Origin of the sequence: Exiguobacterium acetylicum DSM 20416 (genome assembly GCF_000702605.1) — a bacterium.
In the GTDB taxonomy this organism is placed as follows: Bacteria; Bacillota; Bacilli; order Exiguobacteriales; family Exiguobacteriaceae; genus Exiguobacterium_A; species Exiguobacterium_A acetylicum.
Genome location: NZ_JNIR01000001.1, coordinates 1848582 through 1867315, shown reverse-complemented (window position 1 = coordinate 1867315; position 18734 = coordinate 1848582). Strand labels below are relative to the sequence as shown.

The window sequence follows — 18734 nt, the reverse complement described above, 5'->3', positions numbered from 1 at the left end:
TAGACATGGCTACACTTCAAGGCGAAAACATCACAGTAACTAACGGTACACTTCAAGTTCCAAACGCTCCAATCATTCCGTTCATCATTGGTGACGGAACAGGACCGGACATCTGGAACGCAGCTGTACGTGTGTTTGATGCAGCAGTTGAAAAAGCATACAACGGTGAGAAGAAAATCGAATGGAAAGAAGTCTACGCTGGTGAAAAAGCATTCAATAAAACAGGCAACTGGTTACCAGAAGAGACACTCGATCTCATCCGTGAGCACATCATCGCAATCAAAGGACCACTTACGACACCAGTCGGCGGCGGAATCCGTTCGTTGAACGTTGCTCTACGTCAAGAGCTTGATTTGTACACATGTCTTCGTCCAGTTCGTTACTTCACAGGTGTTCCTTCACCGGTTAAACGCCCAGAAGATACAGACATGGTCATCTTCCGTGAAAATACTGAAGACATCTACGCAGGAATCGAATACGCAGAAGGCAGCGAAGGCGCTGCAAAACTACTTGAGTTCCTTCAAAACGAAATGGGTGTCAATAAAATCCGCTTCCCTGAGACATCTGGTCTTGGAATCAAACCGATTTCAAAAGAGGGAACAGAACGCCTTGTTCGTGCAGCAATCGAATACGCACTCGAAAACAAACGTGCTTCATTGACGCTCGTTCATAAAGGAAACATCATGAAGTTCACTGAGGGTGCTTTCAAAAACTGGGGCTATGAACTTGCTGAGCGTGAATACGCAGAGCACGTCTTCACTTGGAACCAGTACGATCGCATCAAGGAAGAAGAAGGAACAGATGCTGCCAACAAAGCACAAGCAGACGCAGAAGCTGCTGGTAAGTTGATCGTAAAAGATTCAATCGCTGATATCTTCTTACAACAAATCTTGACTCGTCCAAAAGAGTTTGATGTCGTTGCAACAATGAACTTGAACGGTGACTACATTTCGGATGCACTTGCTGCACAAGTCGGTGGTATCGGAATCGCACCTGGAGCAAACATCAACTACATGACAGGTCACGCAATCTTTGAAGCAACTCACGGTACAGCACCGAAATACGCTGGACTTGATAAAGTAAACCCATCATCTGTCATCTTGTCAGGCGAAATGATGTTCCGTCACCTCGGCTGGAACGAAGCGGCAGATCTCATCATCAAATCGATGGAAACATCGATTGAAACGAAAGTCGTCACATACGACTTCGCGCGTCTCATGGACGGTGCGACTGAAGTGAAGTGTTCTGAATTCGCGGACGAACTCATCAAAAACATGTAATCCGATCAGGAGGAATGAGTCGATGAACAGACGGAAGAAGATCGCAGTCATAGGAAGTGGTTTTACAGGAGCGACGACGGCACTCTATCTTGCCCAGCAAGAGCTAGGTGATGTCGTCCTCGTCGACCGACCAGAGCAAGAGAATCCGACGAAAGGAAAGGCGCTCGATATGCAAGAAGCAGCGCCGATCCTCGGGTTTGATGCTTCGGTAAAAGGGACATCGGATTATGCAGACATTAAAGGTGCAGATATCGTCGTCATCACTGCCGGTATCGCTCGGAAGCCAGGCATGAGCCGCGAAGATCTCGTAAGTACGAATGCTGCCGTCATGACAGCTGTGACGAAGGAAGTCGTCGCGCATGCGCCGGAATCGATCATCATCGTTCTGACGAACCCTGTCGATGCGATGACGTATACGGTCTATCGAGCATCTGGTTTTCCAAAAGAGCGTGTCATCGGTCAATCCGGTGTCCTCGACACGGCACGCTTCCGGACTTTCTTAGCAGAGGAACTGAACGTTTCTGTAAAGGATGTATCGGGATTCGTACTCGGAGGACACGGGGATGACATGGTGCCGCTACTGCGCTATTCTCAGGCGGGAGGAATCCCAATCGAGAAGCTCGTATCGAAAGAACGACTGGATGCGATTGTAAATCGAACCCGTAAAGGGGGCGGTGAAATCGTTCAGTTACTCGGAAACGGCTCTGCTTATTATGCGCCAGCAGCAGCAATCGCTGAGATGGTCGAAGCGATCTTGAAGGACCAGCGACGTATTCTTCCGGCAATCGCTTACCTCGAAGGTGAATACGGATATGACGATATGTATTTCGGTGTACCTGTCATTCTCGGCGGAAACGGTGTCGAGCATATCTATGAACTCGAACTGACGACTGAAGAGCAAGAGGCTTTGAATCGCTCTGCATCTACTGTCCGCTCTGTACTCGACTTATTAAAATCCTGAATTTAAAAAAGACGAACTTGTCACTTTCGACAAGTTCGTCTTTTTTGTCTCGTCATAACCGATGAGGAGAAGCATAGTGCGATAACTTAGCATACCAAGGACAGACTAGTATAAGAAGGAACGTCAGCCAAGGAACCAAATAACCAATCCGGAGGAAGTGACCTTGATGCTCCATATGTAGGTGCTGCGGATTCTGACAGTGTGGACAAGTTAATCCATGAGCAGACCAGATTAATCGATAGATTGTTCAAGCAGACCAATTTTGACGACAAACAGTACAGCGTGTCACGCGAGTGCCTCCTTTCATTCCTGTGCTAATTGCGTAGAATGTCTTATTTCATAGCATACGATACACATAGGAGAAAAGTTCCAATTTCAATAAACATGTAGAGAAAATGCTGATATTAGGGTAAGGACAAAGGTACGTCATTCTATTCCACTAAGGGGGATTTTACATGCGCGCCGTAACGTACCAAGGAACAAAAGATGTCCAAGTCAAGCAAGTAAAGGATCCATCGATTGAAAAAAACGATGACATCATCGTAAAAATCACATCGACTGCCATTTGTGGTTCGGATCTACACATCTATCAGGGGAATATGCCGGCTCACAAAGACTATGTCATTGGTCATGAACCGATGGGCATCGTTGAAGAAGTGGGACCAGGCGTGACGAAAGTCAAGCGAGGAGACCGCGTCGTGTTACCGTTTAACGTTGCTTGTGGTCACTGTTTCTTTTGTGAACATGATATGGAGAGCCAATGTGATAACTCGAACGGAAATCCCCATGTTGATACAGGTGGGTACTTCGGTTTTACAGAAGAGTTTGGTGGACATCCCGGTGGTCAGGCGGAATATTTAAAAGTTCCGTTCGGAAATTTCATGCCACTTGTGATTCCTGAATCGTGTGAACTGGAAGATGAGGCATTATTGTTCTTATCTGACGTTTTACCTACGGCGTATTGGAGCGTCTTGCATGCGGGTGTGAAAAAAGGAGATACGGTCGTCGTACTCGGATCAGGACCAGTTGGACTAATGACACAAAAATTTGCATGGTTGCAAGGTGCAAAGCGAGTTATTGCGGTGGATGATCAAGTGTATCGATTAAATTATGCCAAAGTCACGAATAAAGTCGAGACAGTGAATTTCTCAGATCACGCAGAAAGTGGTGCGTATATTAAAGAGCTGACACAGGGTGGGGCAGACGTCGTCATTGATTGTGTCGGTTTTGATGGGAAGATGTCACCTGTAGAAAAAATTGAACAAAAGATTGGTCTGCAAGGTGGAACGTTGAGTGCCATTGATATTGCAAAGGATGCTGTCCGGAAATTTGGTACTGTACAGTTGACGGGCGTCTATGCTAAGAAATATAATCAGTTCCCGCTTGGCGATTTCTTTACCCGAAATATTACGCTGAAAATGGGACAAGCACCAGTCGTCCATTTAATGCCGGAACTGTTCCAGAAAATCATCAACAAGGAATTTGATCCGACGGATATCGTAACACACCGAGTCGCACTTGATGATGCTGCGTCTGCCTATCAGACATTCAATGATCGGACAGATGGATGTATCAAGGTCGTCTTAAAACCATAAGCTATCTGATACGCAAACAGCCCATCCGATTTTTGGATGGGCTGTTGTACATCAATTAAAAGAACAAGACGGGCCATAGAAGACCGACGGCTAGCCCGAGCAGGAGACCAACGAACACTTGAAACTCGGTATGACCAACGAGCTCATTCAGGAGAGGAGTCTCATGGCGAATCCCTTTAAAATAATCATTGAGTAGTTTTGCCTGAACACCGACAGCTTGCCGGACACCTGTCGCATCATACATGATGATCGTCGCAAAGATGACGGCCAGTGCGAAAATCGATGATGAGAACCCCTCCTGAAAACCGATGACAACGGCTAGAGCGACGACAGTCGAACTATGTGAACTAGGCATACCACCAGAAGCAAACATGATTTCCAGGTCGAACTTTCGTGTCCGTACCAAACTTGTGACAAGCTTCGCTGCTTGAGCGATAAACCATGCCGTAATGGCTGCAAAAAGGGGATGATTCCATTCCATACATTCTACCTCCTACAATTAACGATATGTATTGATTCCCCGTTTTATTAGCTTTTACACGAACGATCTAGTTGGATTCGGCATCTCCTTTAAAGATTATGTAAAGAAACAGCAGAAAGATTTGTGATTTTCCTGTGAAAGTCGGTAAGATGAAGACAGACGAAGCGGATTCCACGGAATTCCTCATTCGAAAGAACGAAACTTGAGGGGGATGCAAGGTTTGAAAGATAAAATTATCGTGGTAGATGATGAATTGTCGATCGCAACACTATTGAAGTTTAATCTAGAACAGGCTGGTTTCGTCGTCGAAACGGCACATGATGGGATGTCAGGTTTAAAATTAGCGGAAAAGCAAGATGCCGCATTGATTGTACTAGATCTCATGTTGCCGGAACTCGATGGTCTGGAAGTATGTAAACGGCTACGCCAACAGAAAATCAATACGCCGATCCTGATGCTGACAGCAAAGGATGATGAGTTCGATAAAGTCCTTGGTCTTGAACTCGGTGCGGACGATTATCTGACAAAACCATTTAGCCCACGTGAAGTCGTCGCCCGTGTGAAAGCAATTTTACGACGAATGAGTCATCAGACAACCCCTTCGGAAGAAGTGACGGATGGGACGATTCTGATTGGTGATGTCAAAATCGTTCCAGATAACTATGAAGCTTTCAAAGCAGAAGAGCGTCTTGAACTAACACCTAAAGAATTCGAACTGCTCGTATACCTTGCTAAAAATAAGGGACGTGTCCTGACACGAGATCAACTGTTATCCGCAATCTGGAACTATGATTTCGTCGGCGATACACGAATCGTGGATGTGCATATTAGTCATGTCCGTGAAAAAATCGAGCCGAATACGAAAAAACCGATTTACATCAAAACAATTCGTGGTCTCGGGTATAAGATGGAGGAGCCGAAATCGGAATGAGTAAGTATCGCAAGCGATTTATCTTTAAAATGTTTTCGTTCATCAGTCTCGTGCTGATTGCACTCGGTTTCTTACTTGGACAATCCTTCAAGGAGTTCTATGTCCAAAATGAAAAAGAAAAATTGATGGATGAGACTTCTCTTGTTGAGACGATCTTACAAGGACGTGATCTTTCTGAGATGGCCCAGTACGTGAATCAATTGTACGCTGAATCGAACTTCGACATGATTTTATTCAATGGTCGGGGTGAGATCATTGCCGGTACACCGGTTGATGTGACGAAACTGAAAGTCGCGACCCTCAATTTTTCAGCGATTCCTGATGAAGGGACGTTTGAATCGAAAACAGATGATAGTGTCGTTCAATTTACGAAGCCTGTTCCGACAGCGGACGGCGGTGAGGTGTATGTCAGTTTCATTCGTTATGCAAAAGACTTGAACGTCATTTATTCACGGATTTGGACGGTCATCATCCTTTCTCTCGTTGCGTCGTTATTGGTTATCTTCTTGACGATTTACCGTTCGACGAAACGATTCCTTCGACCAATCGCGGAGGCAACCGATGTCCTGCACGAACTATCGCATGGAAATTACAAGTCCCGTGTCTATGAATTATCGGCACCCGATGAATCACGCGATTTAGGGCGCTCCATCAATCTATTAGCGCGCAATCTCGAGAACGCATCGTCTGGTGAAGCGATGCAACGGGCACGTCTCGAATCCTTGATCGAGTACATGGGAGCTGGTCTCATGCTGATTGATGAGAAGGGCTACGTCCTACTCGTCAACCGAACGTACCGAGAAATGTTCAACATTCATGAACCGTCTAGCGGGAAGCTGTACTATCGTGTACTTCCAAACGAAAAGATGAGCCAGGTGATTGAAGATGTCTATCTGACGGAAAAACCGAACCGGAAACAATCGAGTGTCCGATTTGGCATCAACAGTCGGACGTTCATGGTCAGTGCTGCTCCGATTTTTGATAAGAACGGTCGAGTGCAGGGAACGACTGTAGTCTTTAACGACATCACGGAAATCAAAAAGCTGGAACAGATGCGTAAAGATTTCGTTGCGAATGTCAGCCACGAATTAAAGACACCATTGACGTCCATTAAAGGATTTGCGGAAACGTTACTCGATGGTGCACAAGATGTTCCGGAAATCCGAGAGCAGTTCTTACGGATCATCCACGATGAATCGGAACGGATGCAAACATTGGTGGAAGACTTGCTCGAGCTTTCTCGTTTAGAACAAGATAACTATCAGCTCGAGACCGCAATCGTTGATGTGACGAGTCTCGTTCGGGAAACTGCAGCACTCCTGCACCGACGAGCAACAGAACAAGAGATGACGATTCATATCGAAACGGAAGAAGAAGTCTTCATTCGGGCAGATCTGAATCGATTAAAACAGGTCGTCGTCAACTTGGTTGCGAATGCGCTGAATTATACGCCGAACGGTGGCAACGTCTGGATTCAGCTTGAGGATGGAGAAGAGTCTGTCCAGCTCATCATCAAAGATGACGGAATTGGCATTCATCCGAAAGAAACCCAACGGATCTTCGAACGTTTCTATCGCGTCGATAAGGCACGAAGCCGTAATTCCGGGGGAACGGGTCTCGGACTAGCCATCGTCAAACATATCGTCGACCTACACCACGGTGAAATCGAAGTCGCTTCAGAAGAACAGAAAGGAACGACGTTTACGATTCGTTTACCAAAACATGGCTGAATTTCACAGTGGATTCACATTTCCTTAATAGACGTATCTTATGATGAAAGTACCTTCTTCATCATCTGTATGGCGACTGGATCAGCTCCCATGTCGTCATGCCCTTGGCGGTTGACTCTCCGTGAGTCAATCGTCTTTTTTTGGTCATTTTTAGCGAACAAATGTGTGTAGAGTGATACAATAGGAACAGAAAATCGATTAAAGGGGCGTAGATGATGGAAAATAAATTGCTATTGATTGATGGGAACTCGTTGACCTATCGGGCGTTTTTCGCCTTACCACCAATGACGGATGCGCAAGGACGAAATACGAACGCAGCTTATGGCTTTACGATGATGTTATTGAAGTTGCTCGAGGAAGAACAACCGACCCATATGCTCGTTGCCTTTGATGCTTCGAGTGAAACGTTCCGTCATGATGTCTATCAGGAGTATAAGGGAAGTCGGGAAAAGACACCGTCCGAACTACGTGAGCAATTCCCGATCGTCCGGGATATCTGTGAAGCGCTCGGTATTCAAATGATGGAACTCCATCGCTATGAGGCAGATGATTTGATTGGTACGCTCGCACGAACGATGCCGACGGATCGGACGCGGATCGTCACTGGAGATAAAGATTTACTTCAACTTGTCACGGATAAGATCGAAGTCTTGATCACGAAGCGTGGGATTACGGACGTCCAGTGCATGACTGAGGAACTGTTCGCTGAGACGTATGGTGGTCTAAAGCCGATTCAAATGATTGACCTGAAGGGGTTAATGGGGGATAAGTCGGATAATATTCCAGGGATTCCTGGAATTGGTGAAAAGACGGCGGTTAAACTGATTTCGGCATATGGTTCTGTCGAAGGACTGTATGAGCACGTCGAGGACTTAAAAGGGAAGCAAAAGGAAAAAGTCATCGCGAACGAAGAGCTAGCACGACTATCGAAAGAACTCGCGACAATTAAAGTCGATGTCCCGCTTGAGACGACGCTAGAGGATTTGCAAATTCGGGACGTTGATACCCAAGTTCCTTATTCGTTGTTCCAGTCGCTCGGCTTCAAGTCGTTGACGAATCGATTCGCCCCTGTCGTCAAAGAAGAGGATAAAGAGCAGTTGAACGTCGTGACGATTACGTCACTTCCTGAAGACGTCACCGATGCGGTATTGCTCGCTGAACAGCTTCGAGAGGATTACATGGAAGAAGACATCATCGGGTTTGCGATTGCGACGCCTGACACGATCTATGTTGCTGCTCCAACGCTCGTTGAGGATCCGGCATTCCGCCAATGGATCGAGTCAGAACATCGGAAGATTTGTCTCGATGCCAAACAAGTCGCATTCGCATTGCGTAAGCATGCCTTAACCTTAAACGGTTATGAGGATTTGTTATTAGCTGGTTACTTATTGAATTTAAGTGGCGGCACGACGCTCGCTTCAATTGCTGGTCATTATGCATTGATGGCACCGAACGAAGAAGCGGTCCTCGGCAAGGGAGCAAAACGTCTAGCCCCAGCGGATGACGTATTACACCCTTATCTTGCAGAGAAGGCACGGATGATCGAATTATTGTTCCCGAAAGTCCGGGAAGAGTTGAAGGCGAATCAGCAATATGAGCTGTATGAAACACTGGAACGTCCGCTATCAGGTGTCCTTGCTGAGATGGAGTGGACTGGGATTCGTGTCGACGTCGCGACGCTCCAATCGATGCAAGCGGATCTTGCCGGGCGTCTTACAGAACTTGAAACGTTGGTCTTTGAAGCTGCAGGTGAGTCGTTCAATATCAATTCACCGAAACAACTCGGTGTGATTCTGTTTGAAAAACTCGAACTACCAGCCTTCAAAAAAACAAAGACCGGCTATTCGACTGCCGCAGACGTTCTTGAAAAACTGCGTCCGTTGCATCCGGTCATTGATCACATCATGTTATATCGGGAGCTCCAAAAATTACAGTCGACGTATGTCGAAGGCTTACAAAAAGTCATCAAGGAAGACGGAAAGATTCATACCCGTTTTGCTCAGACGATTGCCCAGACAGGCCGTTTAAGTTCGGTCAATCCGAACCTTCAGAATATCCCGATTCGGATTGAAGAAGGACGGAAGATTCGAAAAGCCTTCGTTCCAAGTGAAGCAGGCTGGTCACTGTACGCTGCCGATTATTCACAAATCGAATTACGTGTCATGGCCGATATGTCGCAGGATCAGACGCTTGTCGATGCGTTCTTACATGATGAGGACATCCATACCCAAACGGCAAGTAGTGTCTTTGGTGTCGAACCGGAGGATGTCACAGGAAACATGCGTCGTCAGGCGAAAGCCGTCAACTTCGGCATCATTTACGGAATCAGCGATTATGGACTGTCACAAAACTTGAACATCACGCGGAAGGAAGCACAATCGTTCATCGATCGTTATTTCGAGCTGTTCCCGCAAATCAAACAGTTCATGGATACGGCGATCGAGACGGCACGAGCGAATGGATTCGTAGAAACGTTGATGAACCGCCGCCGTAATATTCCGGATATCAATTCGAAAAACTTCAACTTACGCGGTTTTGCGGAACGTACGGCGATCAATACGCCGATTCAAGGTTCGGCTGCGGATATCATTAAAAAAGCGATGCTTGATGTGCATGCTGCCTTACAAGCATCGGATCTAAAAGCACGTTTGTTACTACAAGTACACGATGAATTGATTTTTGAAGCACCGGACGAAGAACTTGAAGCCTTACAAGCGCTTGTCAAACAAGCGATGGAGCAGACCGTCGAACTATCCGTACCGTTACGCGTCGATGGGGGCGCAGGACATACGTGGTACGAAACGAAGTAAGCAAGGAGGAATAGACGTGCCTGAATTACCTGAAGTCGAGACCGTTCGCCGCAGTTTAGAACGTTCGGTCTCTGGAAAAACAGTCTCTTCCGTCAAAGTCTACCACCCGAAAATGATTCGGGGGATGGAAGTGGCACCATTTGCAGATGCCTTACATCAAGAACGGATCGAACGCGTCGAACGTCGCGGTAAGTTCCTACTCTTTGATTTTGATCGTTTTTATCTCGTCAGCCATTTGCGGATGGAAGGGAAGTACTTCCCGTATCCACAACCGGTCGAGCGGGATAAACATACCCATGTCGTCTTCCGATTCACGGATGGTTCGGAGCTGCATTACAATGATGTCCGGAAGTTCGGAACGATGGAATTGCGTGATAAGGAAACAGCGATGCAGACTGCTCCACTGGCACAGCTGGAGCGTGAACCGTTTGATCCGGAGTTCACAGCAGAAGTGTTAGCAGAGAATTTAATTCGTAAAAAAAGAAGTCCAATCAAAACGGCATTGCTGGATCAGTCCATCTTCCTTGGTCTCGGTAACATCTATGTCGATGAGACCCTTCATGCGGCACGCGTCCATCCATTGACGAAGGCTGGTGCCTTGACGCTTGATGATATCTCACGTATTCATCAAGCCGGTGTCGACGTCTTACGACAAGCGGTAGAAGCAGGGGGAAGTACGATCCGAAGTTATGTCTCACCTTCCGGAAAAGGTGAGTTTCAGCTTCAACTCGCGGTATACGGTCAAAAGGGCGAACCGTGTTCCCGTTGCGGTACTGCCATTGAAAAAATTAAAGTCGGCGGACGAGGAACGCACTTCTGTCCGACATGCCAACAGGTCGCCTTATGAGGGTTGGTCTGACGGGCAGTATCGCTACCGGTAAAAGTACGGTTTCTAGCTATCTGAAGCAAAAAGGAATAGCGGTCATCGATGCGGATCTCGTTGCGCGAGAAGTCGTTGAGCCAGGAGGGCGAGCATATGAGGCGGTCAAGTTGGCTTTCCCGGAAGCATTCGAGGAGGAACGTCTCGTCCGTCCGAAACTCGGACAAATCATTTTTCAGGATAGCGAAAAACGACAACAGCTGAATCAGTTGATGCATCCGAGTATTCGACGACAGATGCTTAATGAAGCAGATGCCTATGAACGTTCAGGACATTCGCTCGTCGTATTTGATATTCCGTTATTACTTGAAGGCGATTGGCGGACGCTGTTCGACCGTGTCGTAGTCGTTTATTGCCCAGAAGATATGCAGTTAAGACGATTGATGCAACGTAATGATCTATCGGAAGCAGAAGCATATGCACGTATTCATTCGCAACTTAGCATTGAACAGAAAAAAGAGCTCGCGGATGATGTGTTCTTCAATGATGGGAGTCTTGATTCGTTATATCAGCAAATCGATAAATGGTTAGCGTTATATGACACCGGCAATCATGAGAGTGACACATAAAAAGTGTGAAGTGAGAGAAGTTTCCATCTTCTCTCACTTTTTTTAGAGAACATAATGAAATCGCTTACATTTCATGATATAGTTCTATCTGTAAACGGAGCTACATCCGTCACATTGAAGGGGGATCCGCACATGGGAGTCAAGGTGGCAGTCAATGGTTTTGGTCGAATTGGTCGAATGGTCTTTCGACGTCTGATCGCTGAGGGGAAAAGCGAAGTCGTAGCAATCAATGCAAGTTATCCAGTTGAAACACTCGCACATTTAATTAAATACGACACGGTACATGGGAAATTCAATTATCCGGTCGACATCATCGATGGGGCGTTGATGGTTGACGGAAGACAAATTCAAATCGTCAGTGAACGCAATCCTGAGCTATTGCCGTGGGGGGAACTCGGCATCGATATCGTCGTCGAAGCGACAGGAAAGTTCAACTCAGATACGGGTGCTGCGAAGCATTTAGTGGCAGGCGCAAAAAAGGTCGTCATCACGGCACCTGCTAAAGGGGATGTCCGAACGATCGTCATGGGTGTCAATGACGACATGTATGATCATGAAACAGATGCTATCGTCTCGAACGCATCGTGTACGACGAACTGTCTCGCACCTGTCGTGCAAGTCATCGACCGGGCATTCGGAATCGAATCCGGTCTCGTGACGACGGTTCATGCGTTTACGAACGATCAAAATAATATTGACAATCCGCATAAGGATTTACGACGCGCCCGCGCATGTGGATCATCCATCATTCCAACATCGACAGGTGCAGCAAAGGCAATCGCACTCGTCTTGCCACACTTGGAAGGGAAATTGAATGGACTCGCGCTTCGTGTTCCGACACCGAACGTCTCACTCGTCGATCTCGTCGTCGAAGTTAGTCGCGATACGACGGTTGCTGAAGTGAACGAAGCGTTCACGAAAGCAGCGGACGGTGCGCTTGACGGTATTCTCGGAATGACGATGGAACCGCTCGTCTCGATCGACTTCAACGGAGAAGAGCGTTCGACGGTCGTCGATGGACTCTCGACGATGGTCATGGGTGGTCGTCAAGTGAAGGTCCTCGCTTGGTACGATAATGAGTGGGGTTACTCTTGCCGCGTCGTCGACCTCGTACACCTTGTTTCGGCGCACTTAGAGGCGATGGGAACGGTTGAAAAAGAACTTGAATTGAATTAATGACAACGGGCAGATCCCAGTAACGACGGGACCTGTCCCGTTTTTTTCTAGAAATGTATTAATTTTTGAAATTTATCCTTGTGTATCTTTTTGATACTCGCTATAATTCAAATCGTGAACTTCAATCGGTCTGGCAATCGCAGCTTAAAGGGTTAGGACCTCTCTGGACTAACTTTCCCCCGTGGGTGCGAACGACTCAGGCGCAAAGTAAGTGATCAACTACTTTGAAGACCATTGAATGTAGGGGGGATCCACAAATGGATACTATGGGAAGACACATTATTGCAGAACTTTGGGATTGTAATCCTGAAAAATTGAACGACATGGAATTCGTTGAACGACTTTTCGTTGACGCAGCACTTCAAGCAGGTGCAGAAGTACGAGAAGTAGCATTCCACAAGTTTGCACCACACGGCGTCAGTGGCGTCGTCATTATCTCTGAATCGCACTTGACGATTCACAGTTTTCCAGAGCACGGGTATGCATCGGTTGATGTCTTTACTTGTGGGGATCGGATCGATCCAGCCATCGCAGCGAACTACATTGCTGAAAAGCTCGATGCGAAAATCCGTGAAAATGTCGAAATTCCACGTGGTATGGGACCAGTTCAAGTTCCAGCGGCTACTGTCCAGCACGTCAACTGACAACACACACGAATTCGTCAAGCCCTCGTCGTTCAGACGAGGGCTTTTTAATATGTCTGACGTCTGTTATTCTTAATAGTAGAAGAAACAAAGAAAAGAGGATGACCATGGGACTGAAGGGACGCTTACAAAAACAGCTAGAGACATCCGATACACATAAAAACGAAAATCTACGCACACACTATTACGCAGCAACGGTCGAGATGTTGTTTGCTGGTTTAAAAAATATCTTAAAGCAAGAGGGTGGGACGGTGCGTCGTGTTGACGCGGAACGTGGAGAACTCGCTTTTACATTAAAAGAAGTCGACGGACTCGCGACCGTCATCATGGTGGCGGGCGGACGTACGGCCGTCGATCTATTCTTACATCGTGAGAGTCTTCTCGGACCTGATCTCGAAAAACACATCGAGCGAATCTATGCCTCACTTGATGCGGGATACCGATTAAAAATGATTGGAACAAAAGAAATCACGTGAACGGAGGTACGGCATGCGCTGTCCAGCCTGTAATTTTAACGGAACAAAAGTACTGGACTCAAGACCGGTCCAGGATTTCGGTTCGATTCGGAGGAGACGTGAATGTGAGTCTTGCGGCTATCGCTTTACGACTTTCGAAATGGTCGAACAGACCCCTTTAATCATCGTAAAGAAAGACGGAACGCGCGACGAGTTCAATCGTGATAAAATTTTGCGGGGACTAGTGCGTGCCTGTGAAAAACGACCGATTTCAATTGAACAGTTAGAAACAGTCGTCAGTCGAGTCGAAAAGGCATTACGAGCGACAGCTCAGCATGAGATTCCAAGTGAGCAGGTCGGGCGTCTCGTGTTAAATGAACTAGCTTCCGTCGATGAAGTGGCATACGTTCGCTTTGCGAGTGTCTATAAACAATTCAAGGACATCAATGTCTTCTTCCAAGAGCTTTCTGAGCTGATGGAGCGACATCAAGAAAATGACCGTGAAAATTGAACGTGATATAAGAGAGGTCGTCTGTCCGGTCAGCGTACCTCTCTTTTTCTCCCTAAGGAAAGGACGAGTCAGATGGTAGAACGTGAACTTTCCGGTACCGATCTTTGCTTAGTGATGAGCAATGGTGTCGTCGACCGTGAAGCCTATCAATCTTTATATTATTTGTACCAGCCGATCATCGGCGTCAAAGCACTTGGACTTTATCAAACGTTTTGGAGCGAGATGATTCCGGGAAAAACAAAATCCCAATACATCTCCCATGCGGAACTCGGAACACTACTCGGTTTTTCTGTCGATGAATTCAAGGAAGAGTTGTTCAAGCTAGAAGGCATCGGTTTGATCCGGACGTTCGAAGCGCGCCAAGCCGCGTATCGTTACATCTACCAAATCCGGGTGCCGCTCGCTCCAAACACTTTTTTGAATGACGGGGTGTTATCGAGTCTGCTATTCTACCGCGTCGGTGAAATTCGTTTCCGCTCCCTCCAACATCGATTCCGGACGGAGCCGCTTCCGAAGAACATCGTTGATCGGACGGTTCGATTTGACCAAGTGTTCGATGTGAAAGCTGGTCTTGCTTCCGCGCATCAGCCGAAAGCCTATGCCAAACAGGAACGAGCAGTATATGAATTTGATTATTCATTTGATCTAGAAGAGATGAAACGTCAGACCGACCGTTTTCTACCACGGACATTTTATTCAAAGGCGATTGATCATCTGCTCATAAAACTTGCCTATGTCACGCAGTCGAACGAAGCGCTGATGGCGGAATTGTTGAATGCCCGTTTCCGTCACGAAGCATACTTGCCGATGACCGATGCTGAGAAACAGGAACGTTGCAAACAAATGATGTTATCAGCGAAACAAAAACTCAGCCGCGAGAAAAAAGCGAAGGTCGCCTCACTCGACACGATTGAGGTCGGAGACGTTGAAGCGACGGAAACGATGGAAAGTACCCATCCGAAGCATTATGTCGCGAAGTTGCGAAAAGTCAAAGCATTGTCTGAACGGGATGAAGAATTGATCCAGCAATTGATCATCGATTATGAAATGTCATCCGGGATTGTCAATGCCGCCTACTACTATGCGCTTGTCGTCAAAAAAGACAATCGCTTCAGTAAGAACTTCCTCTTATCAATTGTTGATGATTGGAAACAGAAGGGATACGTGACAGCATCCGAGGCGCTGGCGAAGACACAGGAGCAGGATGACTTAATTGCGAAGAAGCAGGAGCAAAAACAAGAACGTGCGCGTCAGACTGTCGGTGGACGTCGGGGACGGACGAGCAATACGAACGGCGGTCCGAATCCGAAGTGGTTGCAAGAAGAGAAGGCGAAGCAGCAACAGTATGAAGCCTCTAAAAAAGCGAGTTTCGAAGCAGATGTTCCAGACGATGAAGAGATGGAACGAATCTTACGAGAACTGAAGGGGAACTAAAGGAGTCGGGACATGGAACATATCCAATCATCTATCGAAAAAATATTAAGTCGACCGGACGTCGCAGAATCGGTTCGAGCGATTCAACAACGGGTGTTGTCTCATCCGGGGGTCGTCATGTTCTTACGGACCCATCCGGAGATTGATCAACGGATGATCGAGCGGGGAATGCTCAAACTGAACGAATACGCGGAACAGATGGATGGGAATCGATTGATCGAAAGCAAAGCCGTCATCGAAGGCTATCAGCCGATCCTGCACGTCGAAAAAGGACAGATCGTCGTCTCGTATGAGAAGTCGCAAGCACTCAAAGACCGAGAAGATGAACGTGCACTTGAGAAAAAGTTCAAGAGTCTGTTCCTGCCGGATGAAGTGCGCGATGCGAACTTCAGCGATTTCGACTTGTCGACGACGGACCGCAAGCTCGCCTTGCGCGCGGCTTCGCAGTTCCTCAATCACTTGCGCTCAAAAGAGCATGTAAAGGGGCTGTACCTGCACGGTAGCTTTGGTGTCGGAAAAACGTATCTCTTGGCTGCGATCGGGAATGCACTGAAGAAAGAACGGATTGCAACGATTCTCGTCCATGCCCCGGGGTTCGTCGCTGAAGCAAAACGGCGGATCCGGTCGGACTCGTTCGATACGTTCCTCGAAGGATTCCAAACGATTCCAGTCTTATTAATTGATGATATCGGTGCAGAATCGATCAGTCCGTGGGTACGGGATGAGTTGTTCGGGATCATTTTGCAATATCGCATGATGCATCGTCTGCCGACATTGTTCAGCTCGAACTTATCTTATGATGAACTCGAGCTCCATTTCGGGATTACGAACGATCAAGGCGATAAGTTAAAGGCCGCACGATTGATGGAGCGGATCCGGACGACGACGCAACCGATTGAGTTCCTTGGTGAAAATCGACGTCGCTACTAATTTTCCTTGTCAAGGAAGCGATCGATTCGTTATACTAATGACACGTCAATAGACGATGCAACGATTGAGGATATGAAGTATGAAATGAACCAAACTAGCGAGAGAAGAATGGTGGAAGCTTCTCATGGAATCATTCATGTCTTTACTCCCTCATAGCACGAACGGGGCTAATCCGTTTGCGCCTCACGCCCGTTAACGCGTGTTCGAGCCGAACCTGCATTGGTCCGGGAACGAGGGTGGTACCACGAGATTAAGACTCGTCCCTTTTTAGGGATGAGTCTTTTTTATTTTGTTAAAGGGGGAAACAGTCATGTCAAACATCGCACTTACATTTCCAGATGGCGCCGTAAAGGAATTTGCAGTCGGTACGACAGCAGAAGAAGTCGCTGCTTCAATCAGCCCAGGACTTCGTAAAAAAGCATTTGCTGCAAAACTAAACGGGCACGCAATCGATTATCGTCGTCCAATCGAAGAGGATGGCACAATCGAATTGATCATGCCGGATTCAGAAGAAGGGCTCGATTTGATTCGTCACTCTTCAGCTCACTTGATGGCACAAGCCATCAAACGTCTGTATCCGGATGAAACGATTCATCTCGGAATCGGACCGACGATCGAGAATGGTTTCTACTATGACATCGATATGGAACGTCGTCTGACAGAAGAAGACTTACCAGAAATCGAGAAAATGATGAATAAAATCGCCGGTGAGAATTTGCCAATCGAACGGGAAGTCGTCTCGCGTGACGAAGCACTCGCGATTTATAAAGAACTCAATGATCCGTTGAAAGTCGAATTGATCGAATCGATTCCTGCTGATCAGGATTTGACGATTTACCGTCAAGGCGAATTCTTCGATCTCTGCCGTGGACCACACGTTCCAGCGACAGCGAAGCTACAAGTCTTCAAATTGATGAGCATTGCTGGTGCTTACTGGCGTGGCGATTCAAAAAACAAGATGTTACAACGGATTTACGGTACAGCATGGGCGACAAAAGATCAGTTGAAACAACATCTCCACTTCCTTGCTGAAGCGAAAGAGCGGGATCACCGTAAACTCGGGAAGGAACTTGGCTTGTTCTTCACTTCCCAAGAAGTCGGTCAAGGACTCCCGATGTGGCTACCAAAAGGAGCAGCGATTCGTCGAACAGTCGAGCGTTATATCGTCGATAAAGAACTCGAACTTGGATATGAGCACGTCTACACACCGGTCCTCGGTTCAGTCGATCTATACAAGACATCGGGTCACTGGGATCACTATCAAGATGACATGTTCCCGAAAATGGAGATGGACAATGAAGAACTCGTTCTTCGTCCGATGAACTGTCCACACCACATGATGGTCTACAAAAACGAACCGCGTTCGTACCGTGATTTACCGCTTCGTGTTGCGGAGCTTGGTGGTATGCACCGTTACGAGATGTCTGGTGCCTTGACTGGTCTTCAGCGCGTTCGTTACATGGTCCTTAACGATGGGCATACGTTCGTCCGCCCTGACCAAATGAAAGATGAGTTCAAAGCCATCGTTCACCTCATTCAAGAAGTCTATGCTGACTTCGGGATCACAGATTACAAATTCCGTCTTTCGTACCGTGACCCAGCGGATAAAGAGAAGTACTTCGATAACGATGCGATTTGGGAAATGGCGCAACGTGAGTTGAAAGAAACGATGGATGAGCTCGAACTCGAATACTTCGAAGCAGAAGGCGAAGCTGCATTCTACGGACCGAAGCTTGACGTTCAAGTTCGGACAGCGCTTGGTAAAGATGAGACGCTTTCGACAGTCCAACTCGACTTCCTCTTACCAGAGCGATTCGAATTGACATACAAAGGAAATGACGGACAAGATCATCGTCCGGTCGTCTTACACCGAGGTGTCGTTTCGACGATGGAACGATTCGTCGCATATCTGATTGAAGAATACAAAGGCGCGTTCCCAACATGGCTCGCACCGGTTCAGGTGAAATTGATTCCGGTTTCTAAAGTTCATGAAGACTATGCCCGTGAAATCAAAGCGATCCTACTGAAGAAGGGAATTCGTGTTGAAACAGATTTCCGTGACGAAAAACTCGGATACCGGATTCGTGAAGCACAAGTCAACAAAGTACCAGTCATGCTTGTTTTAGGTGACAAAGAAGTCGAATCACGCGAAGTCAATATTCGTCGCTACGGTTCAAAAGATTCAAGTAATGCATCACTTGAACAATTCGTCGCCGACTTAGAACAAGAAATCGCGAATCGTTCAAAATAATGATAGTCTCACGAAAGAGTTCGTCCTGCTGATGTAGGGCGGACTTTTTTTGTGATGTGATAATCAAAAGAAAGAAGCAGCATGCCGATGAAAAAG

The 18734-nt window shown here is 47.0% G+C and carries 16 protein-coding genes; 15 read left to right on the top strand and 1 reads right to left on the bottom strand.

Annotation, left to right across the window (positions count from 1 at the left end; translation table 11 throughout):
• Nucleotides 1-5 precede the first annotated feature (5 nt).
• The 3 genes from icd to P401_RS0110005 all read left to right on the top strand — a co-directional run bounded on the left by icd (nt 6) and on the right by P401_RS0110005 (nt 3836).
• The gene (gene icd, locus P401_RS0110015; RefSeq protein WP_029342333.1) at nt 6-1280 is read left to right on the top strand and encodes an NADP-dependent isocitrate dehydrogenase; all 1275 of its coding nucleotides are present in this window, start codon (nt 6-8) and stop codon (nt 1278-1280) included.
• Between the two features lie 22 nt (nt 1281-1302).
• Nucleotides 1303-2241 (top strand): malate dehydrogenase, encoded by a 939-nt coding sequence (gene mdh / locus P401_RS0110010; protein ID WP_029342332.1) that lies wholly within the window; start codon nt 1303-1305, stop codon nt 2239-2241.
• Nucleotides 2242-2696: 455 nt separating this feature from the next.
• The gene (locus P401_RS0110005; RefSeq protein WP_029342331.1) at nt 2697-3836 is read left to right on the top strand and encodes a zinc-dependent alcohol dehydrogenase; all 1140 of its coding nucleotides are present in this window, start codon (nt 2697-2699) and stop codon (nt 3834-3836) included.
• A 55-nt stretch (nt 3837-3891) separates the two neighbouring features.
• Here the strand turns inward: P401_RS0110005 and P401_RS0110000 are convergent, their stop codons facing one another.
• Nucleotides 3892-4317, bottom strand: coding sequence for a divergent PAP2 family protein (locus tag P401_RS0110000; RefSeq protein ID WP_029342330.1), 426 nt, complete (start codon nt 4315-4317; stop codon nt 3892-3894).
• A 211-nt stretch (nt 4318-4528) separates the two neighbouring features.
• Here P401_RS0110000 and P401_RS0109995 point away from each other — a divergent pair, with 211 nt between their 5' ends.
• From P401_RS0109995 to thrS, 12 genes are all read left to right on the top strand, one after another.
• A complete protein-coding gene (locus tag P401_RS0109995; RefSeq protein WP_029342329.1) occupies nt 4529-5248 on the top strand; it encodes a response regulator transcription factor in 720 nt (239 codons plus the stop codon).
• Nucleotides 5245-6978, top strand: a complete 1734-nt coding sequence (gene pnpS / locus P401_RS0109990; protein WP_029342328.1) for a two-component system histidine kinase PnpS — start codon at nt 5245-5247, stop codon at nt 6976-6978. Before P401_RS0109995 ends, pnpS begins: the two co-directional genes overlap by 4 nt.
• 212 nt (nt 6979-7190) lie before the next feature.
• Entirely contained in the window at nt 7191-9788 is a 2598-nt protein-coding gene (polA, locus tag P401_RS0109985; protein ID WP_029342327.1) for a DNA polymerase I, read from the top strand.
• A gap of 16 nt (nt 9789-9804) precedes the next feature.
• The gene (gene mutM, locus P401_RS0109980) at nt 9805-10635 is read left to right on the top strand and encodes a DNA-formamidopyrimidine glycosylase (protein WP_029342326.1); all 831 of its coding nucleotides are present in this window, start codon (nt 9805-9807) and stop codon (nt 10633-10635) included.
• Nucleotides 10614-11237 carry a dephospho-CoA kinase gene (gene coaE, locus P401_RS0109975; RefSeq protein ID WP_231925646.1) on the top strand — a complete coding sequence of 208 codons (624 nt, stop codon included), beginning with the start codon at nt 10614-10616 and terminating at the stop codon, nt 11235-11237. The genes mutM and coaE overlap by 22 nt, the downstream gene beginning before the upstream one ends.
• A gap of 132 nt (nt 11238-11369) precedes the next feature.
• On the top strand, nt 11370-12413 hold the full coding sequence (locus P401_RS0109970; RefSeq protein WP_029342324.1) for a glyceraldehyde-3-phosphate dehydrogenase: 1044 nt from the start codon (nt 11370-11372) through the stop codon (nt 12411-12413).
• Nucleotides 12414-12670: 257 nt separating this feature from the next.
• Nucleotides 12671-13057 carry an adenosylmethionine decarboxylase gene (gene speD, locus P401_RS0109965; protein WP_023469024.1) on the top strand — a complete coding sequence of 129 codons (387 nt, stop codon included), beginning with the start codon at nt 12671-12673 and terminating at the stop codon, nt 13055-13057.
• Nucleotides 13058-13164: 107 nt separating this feature from the next.
• Nucleotides 13165-13533, top strand: a complete 369-nt coding sequence (locus P401_RS0109960) for a hypothetical protein (RefSeq protein ID WP_029342323.1) — start codon at nt 13165-13167, stop codon at nt 13531-13533.
• A 13-nt stretch (nt 13534-13546) separates the two neighbouring features.
• On the top strand, nt 13547-14023 hold the full coding sequence (gene nrdR, locus P401_RS0109955; RefSeq protein ID WP_023469022.1) for a transcriptional regulator NrdR: 477 nt from the start codon (nt 13547-13549) through the stop codon (nt 14021-14023).
• 72 nt (nt 14024-14095) lie between these two features.
• Complete coding sequence (locus P401_RS0109950; protein ID WP_029342322.1) at nt 14096-15457, top strand: replication initiation and membrane attachment family protein; 1362 nt, start codon at nt 14096-14098, stop codon at nt 15455-15457.
• A 12-nt stretch (nt 15458-15469) separates the two neighbouring features.
• Nucleotides 15470-16387: a primosomal protein DnaI gene (gene dnaI, locus P401_RS0109945; RefSeq protein ID WP_023469020.1), complete on the top strand. Its 918-nt coding sequence runs from the start codon at nt 15470-15472 to the stop codon at nt 16385-16387.
• A gap of 310 nt (nt 16388-16697) precedes the next feature.
• On the top strand, nt 16698-18638 hold the full coding sequence (gene thrS, locus P401_RS0109940; protein ID WP_029342321.1) for a threonine--tRNA ligase: 1941 nt from the start codon (nt 16698-16700) through the stop codon (nt 18636-18638).
• Nucleotides 18639-18734 lie beyond the last annotated feature (96 nt).

What these genes read in the sequence shown, in the direction of transcription:
- speD (WP_023469024.1), top strand. Translation starts at nt 12,671, where the DNA reads ATGGATACTATGGGAAGACACATTATTGCAGAACTTTGGGATTGTAAT.
- icd (WP_029342333.1), top strand. Translation starts at nt 6, where the DNA reads ATGGCTACACTTCAAGGCGAAAACATCACAGTAACTAACGGTACACTT.
- P401_RS0109995 (WP_029342329.1), top strand. Translation starts at nt 4,529, where the DNA reads ATGCAAGGTTTGAAAGATAAAATTATCGTGGTAGATGATGAATTGTCG.
- polA (WP_029342327.1), top strand. Translation starts at nt 7,191, where the DNA reads ATGATGGAAAATAAATTGCTATTGATTGATGGGAACTCGTTGACCTAT.
- P401_RS0109960 (WP_029342323.1), top strand. Translation starts at nt 13,165, where the DNA reads ATGGGACTGAAGGGACGCTTACAAAAACAGCTAGAGACATCCGATACA.
- P401_RS0110005 (WP_029342331.1), top strand. Translation starts at nt 2,697, where the DNA reads ATGCGCGCCGTAACGTACCAAGGAACAAAAGATGTCCAAGTCAAGCAA.
- nrdR (WP_023469022.1), top strand. Translation starts at nt 13,547, where the DNA reads ATGCGCTGTCCAGCCTGTAATTTTAACGGAACAAAAGTACTGGACTCA.
- pnpS (WP_029342328.1), top strand. Translation starts at nt 5,245, where the DNA reads ATGAGTAAGTATCGCAAGCGATTTATCTTTAAAATGTTTTCGTTCATC.
- mdh (WP_029342332.1), top strand. Translation starts at nt 1,303, where the DNA reads ATGAACAGACGGAAGAAGATCGCAGTCATAGGAAGTGGTTTTACAGGA.
- P401_RS0110000 (WP_029342330.1), bottom strand. Translation starts at nt 4,317, where the DNA reads ATGGAATGGAATCATCCCCTTTTTGCAGCCATTACGGCATGGTTTATC.
- P401_RS0109970 (WP_029342324.1), top strand. Translation starts at nt 11,370, where the DNA reads ATGGGAGTCAAGGTGGCAGTCAATGGTTTTGGTCGAATTGGTCGAATG.
- coaE (WP_231925646.1), top strand. Translation starts at nt 10,614, where the DNA reads ATGCCAACAGGTCGCCTTATGAGGGTTGGTCTGACGGGCAGTATCGCT.
- P401_RS0109950 (WP_029342322.1), top strand. Translation starts at nt 14,096, where the DNA reads ATGGTAGAACGTGAACTTTCCGGTACCGATCTTTGCTTAGTGATGAGC.
- dnaI (WP_023469020.1), top strand. Translation starts at nt 15,470, where the DNA reads ATGGAACATATCCAATCATCTATCGAAAAAATATTAAGTCGACCGGAC.
- thrS (WP_029342321.1), top strand. Translation starts at nt 16,698, where the DNA reads ATGTCAAACATCGCACTTACATTTCCAGATGGCGCCGTAAAGGAATTT.